General features: G+C 62.8%; 12 protein-coding genes. 5 read left to right on the forward strand and 7 right to left on the reverse strand.

Translation table 11 applies throughout. The annotated features are described in order from the left end of the window. Nucleotides 1-7: 7 nt before the first annotated feature. Both QUV21_RS03920 and QUV21_RS03925 read left to right on the forward strand, forming a co-directional pair. Nucleotides 8-1,015, forward strand: coding sequence for an ABC transporter permease (locus tag QUV21_RS03920; protein WP_300853249.1), 1,008 nt, complete (start codon nt 8-10; stop codon nt 1,013-1,015). Continuing rightward, complete coding sequence (locus QUV21_RS03925) at nt 1,008-1,919, forward strand: ABC transporter permease (RefSeq protein ID WP_300853250.1); 912 nt, start codon at nt 1,008-1,010, stop codon at nt 1,917-1,919. Before QUV21_RS03920 ends, QUV21_RS03925 begins: the two co-directional genes overlap by 8 nt. On the opposite strand, the gene QUV21_RS03930 is transcribed toward QUV21_RS03925, so the two are convergent. The 5 genes from QUV21_RS03930 to QUV21_RS03950 all read right to left on the reverse strand — a co-directional run bounded on the left by QUV21_RS03930 (nt 1,916) and on the right by QUV21_RS03950 (nt 7,892). Continuing rightward, complete coding sequence (locus tag QUV21_RS03930; RefSeq protein WP_300853251.1) at nt 1,916-2,776, reverse strand: DUF6544 family protein; 861 nt, start codon at nt 2,774-2,776, stop codon at nt 1,916-1,918. The genes QUV21_RS03925 and QUV21_RS03930 overlap by 4 nt on opposite strands. A gap of 76 nt (nt 2,777-2,852) precedes the next feature. Further along, complete coding sequence (locus tag QUV21_RS03935) at nt 2,853-4,136, reverse strand: DUF3422 family protein (RefSeq protein ID WP_300853253.1); 1,284 nt, start codon at nt 4,134-4,136, stop codon at nt 2,853-2,855. A 152-nt stretch (nt 4,137-4,288) separates the two neighbouring features. Further along, nucleotides 4,289-5,722, reverse strand: coding sequence for an NAD(P)(+) transhydrogenase (Re/Si-specific) subunit beta (locus QUV21_RS03940; RefSeq protein ID WP_300853254.1), 1,434 nt, complete (start codon nt 5,720-5,722; stop codon nt 4,289-4,291). A gap of 13 nt (nt 5,723-5,735) precedes the next feature. After that, nucleotides 5,736-7,307 carry a Re/Si-specific NAD(P)(+) transhydrogenase subunit alpha gene (locus tag QUV21_RS03945; RefSeq protein WP_300853255.1) on the reverse strand — a complete coding sequence of 524 codons (1,572 nt, stop codon included), beginning with the start codon at nt 7,305-7,307 and terminating at the stop codon, nt 5,736-5,738. A gap of 99 nt (nt 7,308-7,406) precedes the next feature. Further along, complete coding sequence (locus tag QUV21_RS03950; protein WP_300853256.1) at nt 7,407-7,892, reverse strand: isoprenylcysteine carboxylmethyltransferase family protein; 486 nt, start codon at nt 7,890-7,892, stop codon at nt 7,407-7,409. 119 nt (nt 7,893-8,011) lie between these two features. Between QUV21_RS03950 and kynU the strand changes: the two genes are divergently transcribed. The 3 genes from kynU (at nt 8,012) to QUV21_RS03965 (ending at nt 10,699) form a co-directional block, all read left to right on the forward strand. After that, nucleotides 8,012-9,208: a kynureninase gene (kynU, locus tag QUV21_RS03955; RefSeq protein ID WP_300853257.1), complete on the forward strand. Its 1,197-nt coding sequence runs from the start codon at nt 8,012-8,014 to the stop codon at nt 9,206-9,208. Next, nucleotides 9,208-9,600, forward strand: a complete 393-nt coding sequence (locus QUV21_RS03960; protein WP_300853259.1) for a RidA family protein — start codon at nt 9,208-9,210, stop codon at nt 9,598-9,600. The genes kynU and QUV21_RS03960 overlap by 1 nt, the downstream gene beginning before the upstream one ends. 163 nt (nt 9,601-9,763) lie before the next feature. Next, nucleotides 9,764-10,699, forward strand: coding sequence for a L,D-transpeptidase (locus QUV21_RS03965; protein ID WP_300853261.1), 936 nt, complete (start codon nt 9,764-9,766; stop codon nt 10,697-10,699). A gap of 66 nt (nt 10,700-10,765) precedes the next feature. Here the strand turns inward: QUV21_RS03965 and QUV21_RS03970 are convergent, their stop codons facing one another. Then, nucleotides 10,766-11,446 carry a D-lyxose/D-mannose family sugar isomerase gene (locus QUV21_RS03970; protein WP_300853263.1) on the reverse strand — a complete coding sequence of 227 codons (681 nt, stop codon included), beginning with the start codon at nt 11,444-11,446 and terminating at the stop codon, nt 10,766-10,768. Between the two features lie 88 nt (nt 11,447-11,534). Next, complete coding sequence (locus tag QUV21_RS03975; protein WP_300853264.1) at nt 11,535-13,079, reverse strand: helicase HerA-like domain-containing protein; 1,545 nt, start codon at nt 13,077-13,079, stop codon at nt 11,535-11,537. Nucleotides 13,080-13,237 lie beyond the last annotated feature (158 nt).

Here is a 13,237-nt window from a genome sequence, read left to right on the forward strand (position 1 = left end):
CTGCCCCATGCTCACATTCACGCTGAGACGGCTGTTACTGGCCATCCCCACGCTTCTTCTGATCAGTCTTGTCATCTTTCTTCTGGTCGATCTTGCCCCCGGCAGCCCGGCGTCAGAAATTCCGCTTACCGTGCCGCCGGAAGTGCGCGCCAAGATTCTTGAAGCGCTTGGTGTGAACGAACCCGTCCACGTCCGATACCTGCTTTGGCTGAAGCAGTTCTTCTGGGTCGAACCGCTAAACGGGTTCGACGCGATCTTCGGCACCAATTACGCCGAGGGCATGCAGCGGATCATCAGCTATCAAAGCCGGTCCCCGGTGTTCCCGCTGATCGGGGAACGCCTGCCGCAGACGCTGACCGTGATCGGCACCGCCTATCTTGTGGGTGTGCTGATCGCGCTGCCGATCGGGATCTATTCGGCCTACAAGCAATATTCGCTGTTCGACCAGTTCGGCACCATGTTCGCAATGATCGGCTTTTCGGTGCCAACCTTCTTTACCGGCACACTTTTCATCATCATCTTCGCGGTCGGTCTGGGCTGGTTTCCGACGAAATACGATACCACGCTGACAGTCACCGACTGGGAAAGCTTTCTTAAACAACTTCGCCAGATGGCCATGCCGGTGATGGTGCTGGGGCTGGCGAATGCCGCCGCGATCAGCCGTTACATGCGGTCTTCCATGCTGGAAAACATGGGCCAGGATTACGTCCGCACCGCCCGCGCCAAGGGCCTGGACGAACGCACGGTGATCTTGAAACACGTCCTGCGCAATTCGCTGATCCCGGTGGTCACGGTCATCGCACTTGGCATCCCTTCGATCTTCGGCGGCGCGATCATCACCGAGAACCTGTTCGGGGTGAATGGCATCGGATCGGCGCTTATTCAGGCGATCCGAGGCAATGACCTGCCGATGGTGCAGACGCTGGCCTTCATCTTCGCGATCCTGATCGTGATGTTCAACCTGATTGCCGACCTTCTTTATGGCATGCTTGACCCGAGGATCCGCTATGACTGACACCAATCTTGGCGTCGCCGCGCCGGAAACCCTGCGGGCCGCTGTCTGGGCGCAGTTTCGCAAGCATCGCGGGGCTGTGTTCGGGCTGGTGGTGCTTGGCCTCTTGATCCTGTTTTCGATCCTTGGCCCGCTGGTCTGGGCGCCGGAAAAGCTGACTGTGGTCGAAGCACTGAAAAGCAAGAACCTTGGTCCGGGCATGTCGCATCCGATGGGAACCGACCAGCTGGGCCGAGACCAGATGCAGCGGATGATGGCGGCTGGCAAGGTCAGTCTGGCCGTGGGCTTTGTGGCGATGATCATCGCGGTCTTCCTTGGCACGCTGATCGGGGTGCTGGCGGGTTATTTCAAGCGGCTGGACGGCCCGTTGATGCGGCTGACCGACATGTTCCTTGCGCTGCCGCTGATCCCGCTGCTTCTTGTCATGGTGATGCTCTTTCGGGACAAGCTCTCGCGTCAGCTTGGGCCGGAGATGGGGGCGTTCCTGCTGATCGTCTTTGCCATCGGTGTGACCAGCTGGATGCATGCGGCCCGGATTGTCCGGGGCGAGGTGCTGGCGCTGAAGGAACGGGAATATGTGCTGGCCTCACGATCGATCGGGGCGACGCCGCGCCGGGTGATCCTGCGGCACATCCTGCCGAACGTCGTGTCCCCGGTGATGGTGGCCGCGACGCTGGGTGTGGCCGAGGCGATCATCACGGAATCCGTGCTGTCCTTCCTTGGCCTTGGCTTTCCACCAGATTTCCCGACATGGGGACGGCTACTCTATGAAGGCCTTGAATACATGCAGATGTATCCCGAGCGGGTGATCTTCCCCGGCCTTGCAATCTCGCTGACGGTGCTGAGCGTCAACTACATCGGTGACGGGCTGCGCGACGCGCTGGACCCGCGCATCCGGGGCCGCTAATCGGCAAAGCGGAAGGCAAGGTCGGTGATCCGGCCCCGCCAATAGGGCTTTGGCCCTTCCGGCAGGATCCAAGCCACCTCGCCCGCCATCGGCACCATCATGCCGTCCTGAGGCTGGTAGTCGGACCAGTGGCCTTCCCAAGGGGTCGGGATCACCGCGCCGGCCAGCGTGCGGCCCCGGGCCTCGGCGCGGACCGAGGCGATCAGATCGTCCGGGCCAAATCGGAAGGTCAGGTTGATCGTCAGCGGGCCATCGGTCAGCGTGGCAAGGGCGCTGGAATCGTCAATGCCGGACCAGTCAACACCCTGCCCCGGTAGAAGCGCGGTCGGATACCATGCGGCCTCGGCCAGATAGCGCATCGCCTCGCCTTCGGCGATATCGCCGGTGCCGCGCAACTCGGTCAGCTTTAAAAGCCCGAAAAGGGCGGGGATCAGCACGCCTTCGCCCGCGACATAGGCGTCATGGACCCGCACCGGCAACCCCGGCGCCATGCGGATCGTGCCATCCCAGACAAAACCGGGCCGCGAGATTTCAACCACCTGCCGAGAGGTGAAGGGTTTCCAGTTGTCCACCACCTCACCCATGTTGAAGGTTCCGGCATGGGCAAGCGTTACCCCCGCCACCATCGGCTGACCGGGGGTCAGGGCCGCACGAAAGAAGCGCTGAACGGGGGGAGGCAGGTCGTCAAGTGCGGCCGGATCATAGCGGCCCGGGGAAACCGGCGTTCTGCTTGCTGTCAGGTCTGACACCAGTGCCGCGGTGCGCGCCTGCCAGCGCCAATTGCCGTAAAGCGCCAATCCAGCCCAGACCAGAGCCTGCCCTGCCGCCGCGTAAAGCCCCCATTTCAGCCAGATCATCGCCGCCTCCGTCGCTTGACGACGGGCAGGATCGCAGGCCCCGGCTCAAACCGCCTTGACCCTGCGCAACGTGGCGTCAGTGCAACGCCTTGCGGATCCGGCGGACCAGCAGCCAGACCAGACCGACCACCGGCAGGACAAGTGCAGCCGTCAGGGCTTCCTTGCCCATGTTCAACGCCTTGGCCAGCGGATAGGCCAGATAGGCCGCAAGGCTGACCGCATAATAGCTGATCGCCACCACCGACAACCCCTCGACCGTCCGTTGCAGCCGCAGCTGCAGATCGGCGCGTTTGTCCATGCTTTCCAGAAGCTTCTGGTTCTGGGCCGATCGTTCCACATCAACCCGCGTGCGCAAAAGCTCGGCCGCGCGCTGGGCGCGGTCGGCCATGGCCTGCAATCGCCCCTCGGCGGATTTGACCGTGCGCATCGCCGGATCATATCGGCGCATCATGAATTCGGCAAAGGTCTGGCGGCCCTCGATCCGGGTTTCGCGCAAAACCTCGATCCGCTGGTTCACGATCGCCTCATAGGCCGCCGTGGCACCGAATCGGAAGGAAAACTGCACCGCAAGGCTTTCCAGTTCCGCCGAGATGGTCAGAAGGTCATGCAGGGCCGCTTCGGGGGCCGGTTCGGCATTGTCGAGACCAGAGACCAGCGCCGAAAGCCGCGGGTCAAGCGTGTTCAGCCGCGCCGACAGATCGCGCGACCGCATCAGGCCCAGCATCGACATGGCGCGGTAGGTTTCGATCTCGCACAGGCGCTGGACGATCCGGCCGACCCGGCGCGGGCCAGTGCCGGGCTTGACGAAAACCGCAAAGCGCATGTGTCCGGCAGGATCGATGCGGAAATCCCCGGCGATCACGGCAGCCCCATCGACAACACGGCTGACGGCAAGGCTTTCCGGCACAAACCAGTCATCCAGTTGCGCAAACAGCGCTTCGTCCGAAGCCGGCATCGGCTCGATCCGGATCAGGACCGAGGTCAGGCGACGACCCGGCGCGGTCGCCAACCAGTCTTCGGGCAAAAGCTCCGCCTCGGCCGGGTCAAAGGGACGTTTGGAAGCGCCGCGCGAAAAGGCGGTATAGGTCACGAACTCGGTGTGGCTTTCCCATTTCAGATCGGCCCGGCCGATTGGCCCCTGAAAATGTGTGGCACCGGGTTGCGGATGGGCGCTGCCGTGACGGTCAAGCAGTGACAGAAGATGGGCCAGATCCTTGGAGCGGTCACGATTCTGCGCCTGCACCGGTTCCTTGATCGCCACATAAACGGCGGTCGATGGCACCTCCAGCGACGGAAAGGGCCGCGCGTGCAGCTCATTCACGGTGGCATAGCGAAGCGGGTGATCCGGGATCGGGGGCATGGCGGGCCTTTGGCTGTCTTGCCGCAAGAGTTAGGCCGCGCGGTCCCTGCTTGCCAGCAAAATGCTGGAATACCGGGGTATGCCGGGCAGGTGTTGCAGTTTCGCTGAAGGCTGATGCGCGGGGTGGGCTGATCTGCCCACCCCGCAAGCGGTCAGTCGATCAGCGGCAACAGCGCATCCAGCGACTTCTTGGCGTCGCCGTAGAACATCCGGGTGTTGTCCTTGTAGAACAGCGGGTTCTCGATGCCCGAATAGCCGGTGCCTTGGCCGCGCTTGGACACGAACACCTGCTTGGCCTTCCAGCATTCCAGCACCGGCATCCCCGCGATGGGACTGTTCGGGTCTTCCTGCGCTGCCGGGTTCACGATGTCATTGGACCCGATGACGATGGCCACATCCGTGGTTGGGAAATCCTCGTTGATCTCATCCATTTCCAGCACGATATCGTAAGGCACCTTGGCCTCGGCCAGAAGCACGTTCATGTGGCCCGGAAGGCGGCCAGCGACCGGGTGGATCGCAAAGCGCACGGTCTTGCCGCGCGCGCGCAGCTTGCGGGTCAGCTCAGAGACCGACTGCTGCGCCTGGGCCACGGCCATGCCGTAGCCCGGGATGATGATCACCGAATCCGCGTCATTCAGCGCCGCCGCGACACCTTCGGTATCGATGGCAATCTGTTCGCCGGCAATTTCCATCGCAGGACCAGTCGTGCCACCGAAACCGCCAAGGATGACGCTGATGAACGACCGATTCATCGCCTTGCACATGATGTAGGACAGGATCGCACCCGAGCTGCCGACCAAAGCGCCGACCACGATCAGAAGGTCATTGCCAAGGCTGAAGCCGATGGCCGCCGCCGCCCAGCCGGAATAGCTGTTCAGCATCGACACGACCACAGGCATGTCGGCCCCACCGATCCCCATGATCAGGTGATAGCCGATGAAGAAGGCCAGAAGCGTCATCAGCGCCAGCGTCCAGATACCCGCCTCGTTGAAATACATCACGCCAAGCACGACCGCGCCGATGGCCGCTGCCGCGTTCAGGAAATGCCCGCCCGGCAGCTTTTTCGCCGTCGTGTCGACCTTGCCGGCCAGCTTGCCGAAAGCGACCACCGACCCGGTGAAGGTCACAGCCCCGATGAAGACACCAAGGAACACCTCAACCCGCAGGATCGACACCTCGACCGCGTCCTTCTTGGCCAGAACGGCGGCAAAACCGTCCAGCGCTTGCCGCGCGACGCTGTCCATGCCCAGCACGCGACCAAGCTCGATATCGGCGTTGAAGCCCACGAACACCGCCGCAAGGCCGACAAGGCTGTGCATCGCCGCCACAAGCTGCGGCATCTCGGTCATCTGCACGCGGTTGGCCACGACCCAGCCGATCGTCCCGCCCGCCAGCACCAACACCAGCGACAAGGCCCAAAGCCCAGCCCCCGGCCCGATCAGCGTGGCGGTTACCGCCAGAGCCATACCGGCCATGCCATACCAGACCGCGCGCTTGGCGCTTTCCTGACCCGACAAACCGCCCAAGGACAGGATGAATAGAATAGCCGCAACAACATAGGCGGCGGTGGTGAAACCGTAATCCATCGTCGGGCTCTCCTTACGATTTCTGGAACATGGCGAGCATGCGCCGGGTGACAAGGAAGCCGCCGAAGATGTTGATCCCGGCCATGAATACCGACAGAGCGGCCAGAACGATCACGATGAACGAACCCGACCCGATCTGCATCAACGCCCCAAGGATGATGATCGACGAGATCGCGTTGGTGATTGCCATGAGCGGGGTGTGCAGCGAGTGGCTGACGTTCCAGATCACCTGGAAGCCCACGAACACCGCCAGCACGAAGACGATGAAATGCTGCATGAAGCTGGCCGGAGCCACCAGACCCACCGCCAGCAAAAGCGCGCCGCCGACCACCAGAAGGCCAACCTGACTGCGGGTTTGCGCCTTGAAGGCCGCCACTTCCTGCGCGCGGCGTTCCTCGGGCGTCAGCTCCTTGACCTTTTCCTTCGGCTTGGCTGCGGCAATCGCCGCGATCTTCGGCGGTGGCGGCGGATAGGTCACCGCGCCGACATGGGCCACGGTGGCCCCGCGGATCACGTCATCTTCCATGTTGTGCAGGATCACGCCGTCTTTCTTCGGCGTAAGGTCGGTCAGCATGTGGCGGATGTTGGTGGAATAAAGGGTAGAGGCTTGCGCCGCCATCCGGCTGGGGAAGTCGGTATAACCTACGATGGTCACGCCATTTTCCGTCACGATCTTCTGGTCCGGCACCGTCATATCACAGTTGCCGCCACGTTCGGCCGCAAGGTCGACGATCACCGACCCTGGCTTCATCATCGCAACCATGTCCTCGGTCCAGAGCTTCGGCGCGGGTCGGCCGGGGATCAGGGCGGTTGTGATAACGATGTCCATTTCCGGCGCAAGCTCGCGGAACTTCGCCAGTTGCTTCTCGCGGAACTCAGGCGACGAGGGGGCAGCATAGCCACCCGTCGCGGCGCCGTCCTGTGAAGCCTCGAATTCCAGGAAAACGAAGCTTGCACCCATGGATTCGATCTGCTCGGCCACTTCGGGGCGCACGTCGAAGGCGTGGACAATGGCACCAAGTGAAACGCTTGTCCCGATGGCGGCAAGACCCGCCACACCCGCGCCAACGATCAGCACCTTGGCTGGTGGCACCTTGCCCGCTGCCGTCACCTGACCGGTGAAGAAGCGGCCAAAGTTGTTACCGGCCTCGATCACCGCGCGGTAGCCGGCGATGTTTGCCATCGACGACAGCGCGTCCATCTTCTGCGCGCGGCTGATGCGTGGCACCATGTCCATCGCGACCACGGTCAGGTTCTTCTTCGCTGCGGCTTCCAGCAGTTCAGGGTTCTGGGCGGGCCAGAAGAAACTGATCAGCGTCTGACCTTCGGCCAGCGTGCCAAGTTCGGCGGCCTCAGGCCCGCGCACCTTGACGATCACGTCAGAGGCGGCAATCACATCGGCGGCAGTCGGCAGCACGGTCACCCCGGCCGCGCTGTAAAGCGCGTCGGAAAAACCCGCCTTTGCCCCTGCCCCGGCCTCGATGCAGCAGGAATGGCCCAACTTGAGCAGTTGGGTGGCCGAGTCCGGTGTCATCGCTACCCGGTTTTCACCCGGAAAAACCTCTGTCAGTGCTCCGATTTTCAAGACTGCCCCCCGCTTCTGCCGTCTGCGCCATAAACCAGCCTGATGCACTTATCACCGCGCAACAATATTTCAAACCCCAGTTTGTCGCACCGGGGCTGTTCATTTCCTTGGGGTCCGGCCCCCGATCCAGCGTGGCGTGTGTGCGGCCCAAAGATCAAACTCCGGCCCGAAGGCCATGGTCAATCGCGTCTCCTCGTCGCGGATGAAACGGGTCTGGATCAGCAAGACGAAGACCGCGACCAAGGGCAGCGCCAAGATCGCGTCCAGCCACAGGATCGCCCCCAGCAGGATCACGGCATCGGCCAGATAGATCGGGTTGCGCGAAACGGCAAAAAGCCCGGTGGTCACCAGTGCGGCAGGCTTCCGGCGAGGAATGACGGTGGTGCGGTGCAGCGTCATCTGGGCGGCGGCAATGACGGTGATGACGACACCAAGAATGACCAGGGCGCGACCAAGCCAGTCGCCGGCGGCGCCGAACAGCGCTGGCGAGATCAGCGAAAGCACCCATGCAGCAGCCACATGCGCGGCCAGCCAGGCGGGCGGCAGGTCGATCAGGGCAAGGATCTTGCGCAACATCGGGCGCATATCGGCCTCCATTCGTGACGGCCGATCTAGGCAGAGCATGGCGCAAGGTGCAAGCGCCGCAGTTCCGGCTTGGCATTGCAAAAGGAAGCCCCGATAACGGCAAGGAGAAGGAGACAGCCATGCCCATCGATTTCGCAGCCAAGAAGGCCTTGTTCCACCTGCCCGAGGGGGTGGTTTATCTGGATGGAAACTCCCTCGGGCCGATGGTCAAGGCCGCGCCCGCACGGGTTGATCATGCGGTGCAGGCCGAATGGGGTGAGATGCTGATCCGCGGCTGGAACAAGGCCGGATGGATGGCGCAACCCGCGGCACTTGGTAACCGGGTGGGCAAGTTGATCGGCGCGGCGCCGGGGACGGTGGTTCTGGGTGATACGCTGTCGATCAAGGTCTATCAGGCGCTTGCCTCGGCGCTGGAGATGAACCCAAAGCGCCGGGTGATCTTGTCCGATACCGGGAATTTCCCGTCTGATCTTTACATGGCCGAAGGGCTGTGCCGCACACTTGGCGGGCAATACCGGCTGAAGACCGTGGCCCCCGAAGAAGCGATGGCAGCAATTGATGACACCGTTGCCGTGGTCATGCTCACCGAGGTCGACTACCGCACCGGGCGGCGGCACGACATGCGCGAGATCACCCGGCGCTCGCATGAAATGGGGGCGATCACCGTCTGGGATCTGGCCCATTCGGCGGGTGCGCTGCCGGTGGATCTTGCTGGCGCGGGTGCCGATTTCGCGGTGGGCTGCACCTACAAATACCTGAACTCCGGCCCCGGTGGCCCGGCCTTCATCTATGTGGCCCCCCGGCATGCCGAGGTGGCGCGCCCTGCCCTGTCCGGCTGGCTGGGCCACGAAGCACCCTTTGCCTTTGACCTGAGCTATCGCCCCGGTCAGGGGATCGAACGGATGCGCGTCGGCACGCCACCCGTGTTGCAGATGGCGGCACTGGAAGCCGCGATGGATGTCTGGGACGGCGTCGATCTGGCCGAGGTTCACGCCCAGTCGCTGCGGCTGCAGGATCAGTTCATCAAGGGCGTGGAAAGCCGCGCACCGATGCTGCAACTGGCAACGCCCCGTTCACACCTGATGCGGGGCAGCCAGGTCAGCTTCCGCCATCCCGAGGGTTATGCGATCATGCAGGCGCTGATCCATGAAGGCGTGATTGGCGATTTCCGCGCACCCGACATCCTGCGTTTTGGCTTTACCCCGCTGTACATCGATGAAGATGACGTGGCGCGCGCCGTCAGCGTGCTGGCACGGATCATGGACTACGGCACGTGGGACAAGCCCGAGTTCAAAGCCCGCGCGGCGGTGACGTGATGATCAGGCTCTGGACCCCGGCGACGATGCCGCAACCCGCCTCGCGCTACAATCAATGCGCGCTGGCCGAAGGGGCGACCCGACGGCTGGAGATTTCTGGCCAGATCGGCATTCACCCGGATGGCACCCTGGCCGAGGGTCTGGCCGCGCAGCTGGACGTGGCCCTGGCCAATGTTGACCGGGCGCTGGAGGCGGCCGGGATGAGCAGGGCCAACCTGATGAAGATCACGGTCTACCTGACCGAAAACAGCCCCGAGGCCGTGGCCACCTACCGCGTCCGGCGCGACCTTTGGGTGGAGGAAAACCCGCCGCCTGCCGCGACTCTGCTGATCGTCGCGGGGTTGGCATCGCCTGCGCTTTTGGTCGAGGTAGACGCAGTGGCAGCCGGATAAGGGTCTGAAAGGCGCTTTTTTCCACCTTTTGACGCGGTTTTCACGCGCCCGTGATCGCGTTCCGTCCCCTGCACGGTTTGACGGACAGTCACGGCTAAGTTACCGTGAAGCCGTAGTTTAGCCCGGGCAGGAAGCTTGCGGGCCGGAAAAAGTGAGTTTCTTGATGCGCCAGACGCAGATTTCCCTTGGCCGCAGGCTGGCGGCCCTTCCCGCAGCGCTTGCCCTTTTCGCCCTCGCTGCCTGCGTGGACCCAACGGTCAGCCCATCGGCCTCGAACCAGCCGCTGCCAAAGCCGGACGAGAATGTCTATCTGGCGTCAATGGATGCCGGCATCCAGATCCCGGCCCTGCCGGTGGAACAGATCCCCGAAACCCACCGCCGACAGGTTGTGGCCTATGAAACCGACCAGCCGGTCGGCACAATCATCATCAACCCCAAGACCAGGCTGCTTTACTATGTGGTCGGAAAGAACAAGGCGATCCGCTACGGCATTTCCGTGGGCCGCGCCGGGTTTGAATGGTCGGGCGAGGCTGATGTCGTCGAAAAGAAGCAATGGCCAACGTGGACACCTCCCCGGGAAATGATCGAACGCGATCCGAAGCTGGCGAGATGGGAAAAGGGTCAGCCGGGCGGGCCGACCAACCCCTTGGGCGCGCGGGCAATCTATCTCAAATCGAACGGCATCGACTACGGCTACCGCATCCACGGCACGCCGGAATGGAAGTCGATCGGTCGCAATGCATCTTCTGGCTGCATCAGGATGATCAATCAGGACGTGATTGACCTTTATAACCGCCTGCAAGGTGGCGAAAAGGTTGTCGTGCTGACTGCGGCGGGCGAAATGCCGAAAGGGCTCTATATCCCCAAGCCGATCGTTCCAGCAAAGAAGAAGGTCGAAGAGCCGGTAATTCCGGCAGGCGCGGTGCCTGCCTTGAACGTGCTTCCGCCACCCTCGATCGCGTTGGGGACCGCCCCGGTTGTCGTGCCGGCAGCGGCCCCGGCAGTGGCGGCGCCCGAGACAACGGAGGCAACCGCCACCCCGGTTTGCGCCACGGCACTGGTTGACGGCGCCTGCCCGCCCCCAACTGCCGTGGACTGAACCGCACAGGCTTGCAACGCAAACGGGGCGCCAATGGCGCCCCCGTTTCAATTCATGGCCAAGGTATTAAAGCCAGCTGTCGTAATCGCTGACCAGCAGATGCAGCGGCGGCTCGTCCTCCTCGATCTCGGCAAAGCGGCCAATCGGCTCGCGGAAGATGTTGTCGGTGAGATCGTCGTTCACGGTTGACACCTCACCGATCAGCACATCGCCCCCCTCGCCCCAGAAGGCGTGCCAGTCGCCGGGCATCAGCGTGACACTTTCGCCGGGGGCAAGCCGCAGCTTTTCACCCGGACCATAGGCCCGCGCGATGCCGTCGCAATGCACGCTGCCGCCGCGATCCTCGGCGAAGTTGCCGTGATCGTCCGACCCGTAAAGCTCGATCACCAGAGTAGCCCCGCCGCGGTTGATTATATCCTCGGCCTTGATGACATGGGTATGCATCGGGGAAAGCTGATCTTGCCGGGAAATCAGCAGCTTTTCAGCATAGCACATGCCGCCGCCGCGTTGCAGATCAGCCAGCCGACCATTGCGCAGGGTGAACAGAAACAGGCCCATGTCATCAAACCGGCCCTGCCCGTAATCGGTGATGTCCCAGCCCATCCGGGTTTGCACGATTGTCCCGGCATCGGTGCGGGCCTTGAACGCCTCGGGCGTCCAATAGGCGAAGGGTGGCAGGACAAAGCCGTGGTGGCGGATGAGATCGTCCGCCGCGCGCATGATATCGTTGATGCGTGATCGTTTCATTGCTGACTCCGGAAATGGGCTGGTCGACTTGACCTGAAATCCTGCCCACTGTCACCCGGGCAAGATGCAAAACCGCAAGGTTTTGCGGCTATCGCTTGCCGAAGATCGAGCCAAGCACCCCGCGCACCAGTGCCTGACCGGACTTTGTGCCAAGCTGGCGGGCGAAGCTTTTGGCAAAGGCGGTGCCGACGGAATCGGACCTGCTGCTGCCAGACTTTGACGGCGTTCTGGCCTTGCCGTCGTAGCGGCGGGCGCGGTCAAACTCTTGCTTTTCCTCGGCGATGCGCGCTTCGGTTTCGGCCGCCTCGCGCGCGGTCTTTTCGGCTCGGGCGCGCAGACGCTCCCAGGCGCTGTCGCGGTCAATCGTGGTGTCATATTTTCCGGCCACCGGCGAAGCGGCGATGATCGAAGCGCGCATGGCTTCATCCAGCGGGCCAAGCTGGCTGGACGGCGGACGGATCAGGGTGCGCTGGGCGACGCCGGGGATGCCCTTGGCCTCCAGCAAGGACGTCACCGCCTCACCCGTGCCAACGTCGCGAATCGCGTCTTCGATGGCAAAGGCAGGGTTCGGGCGATAGGTCTGTGCCGCCATCCGCAGGTCTTTCTGATCCTTGGCGGTAAAGGCGCGCAAGGCGTGCTGCACGCGGTTGCCAAGCTGGCCAAGGATGGTTTCTGGCACATCGGCGGGGTTCTGGGTCACGAAGTAGACCCCCACACCCTTGGAGCGGATCAGTCGCGCGACCTGTTCCACCTTTGAAATCAGCGCCTTCGGGGCATCATCGAACAAGAGATGCGCCTCGTCGAAAAAGAAGACCAGCTTTGGCTTGTCTGGGTCGCCCACCTCGGGCAGCATCTCGAAAAGTTCGGCCAGAAGCCAAAGCAGGAAGGTTGCGTAAAGCCGGGGCGACTGCATCAGCTTGTCAGCGGCGAGGATGCTGATCCGGCCAAGGCCTTCCGCGTCGGTCAGCATCAGGTCGGCCAGATCCAGCGCGGGTTCGCCAAACAATCCGGCCCCGCCCTGATTTTCCAGCACCAAAAGCCGCCGCTGGATTGCACCGATCGATTCCTTTGACACCAGACCGTAGCGCGCAGAAATCGCGTTGGCGTTTTCAGCGACGAAGGTCAGCAGCGCTTGCAGATCCTTCAGGTCCAGGAGCGGCAGTTCCTCTTCGTCCGAAAGCCGGAATGCGACGTTCAGCACACCTTCCTGCGCCTCGGACAGCTCCAGCAGGCGCGACAGCAGCAGCGGCCCCATCTCGAACAGGGTCGCACGGACCGGATGACCCTTTTCGCCGAACAGATCCCAGAAGATCACCGGAAAGGCGCGGTATTGCAGATCAAGCCCGATGGTGGCCGCGCGCCTGGAGAAGGGCTCGTGCAGTATGTGGGTTGCCGAACCAGAGGCAGCGATGCCGGAAAGATCACCTTTCACATCAGACAGAAATACCGGAACCCCGGCCGCCGAAAAGCCTTCGGCAAGGATTTGCAGCGTGACCGTCTTGCCGGTGCCGGTGGCGCCGGCAACCAGCCCGTGCCGGTTGCCATATCTCAGCAGCAGGGACTGCGGCTGGCCATAGGCTTCGCCACCGCCACCGACAAAAATGCTGTCCACCGACTGTTCTTCATTGGCCACAAGTCACCTCACAAATCCGATGAGAGCCGGATCCGGCGGCCCGGCCGCCATCTTTCCCGCCGATGTTTTCCGCAGTCAAAATACATTGTTAAGCCCTTTGTGCCAGTCTGAACGTGCCGGGGCTGTGTTCATCATGGTTCCGTTGGTGACTTCCTCCC

This window comes from Tabrizicola sp., from assembly GCF_030373185.1.
Taxonomy (GTDB): domain Bacteria; phylum Pseudomonadota; class Alphaproteobacteria; order Rhodobacterales; family Rhodobacteraceae; genus Tabrizicola.

Bases quoted from the DNA above. Each gene is read 5' to 3' on its own strand.
- QUV21_RS03920 (WP_300853249.1), top strand. From the start codon at position 8: ATGCTCACATTCACGCTGAGACGGCTGTTACTGGCCATCCCCACGCTT.
- QUV21_RS03925 (WP_300853250.1), top strand. From the start codon at position 1,008: ATGACTGACACCAATCTTGGCGTCGCCGCGCCGGAAACCCTGCGGGCC.
- QUV21_RS03930 (WP_300853251.1), bottom strand. From the start codon at position 2,776: ATGATCTGGCTGAAATGGGGGCTTTACGCGGCGGCAGGGCAGGCTCTG.
- QUV21_RS03935 (WP_300853253.1), bottom strand. From the start codon at position 4,136: ATGCCCCCGATCCCGGATCACCCGCTTCGCTATGCCACCGTGAATGAG.
- QUV21_RS03940 (WP_300853254.1), bottom strand. From the start codon at position 5,722: ATGGATTACGGTTTCACCACCGCCGCCTATGTTGTTGCGGCTATTCTA.
- QUV21_RS03950 (WP_300853256.1), bottom strand. From the start codon at position 7,892: ATGCGCCCGATGTTGCGCAAGATCCTTGCCCTGATCGACCTGCCGCCC.
- kynU (WP_300853257.1), top strand. From the start codon at position 8,012: ATGCCCATCGATTTCGCAGCCAAGAAGGCCTTGTTCCACCTGCCCGAG.
- QUV21_RS03960 (WP_300853259.1), top strand. From the start codon at position 9,208: ATGATCAGGCTCTGGACCCCGGCGACGATGCCGCAACCCGCCTCGCGC.
- QUV21_RS03965 (WP_300853261.1), top strand. From the start codon at position 9,764: ATGCGCCAGACGCAGATTTCCCTTGGCCGCAGGCTGGCGGCCCTTCCC.
- QUV21_RS03970 (WP_300853263.1), bottom strand. From the start codon at position 11,446: ATGAAACGATCACGCATCAACGATATCATGCGCGCGGCGGACGATCTC.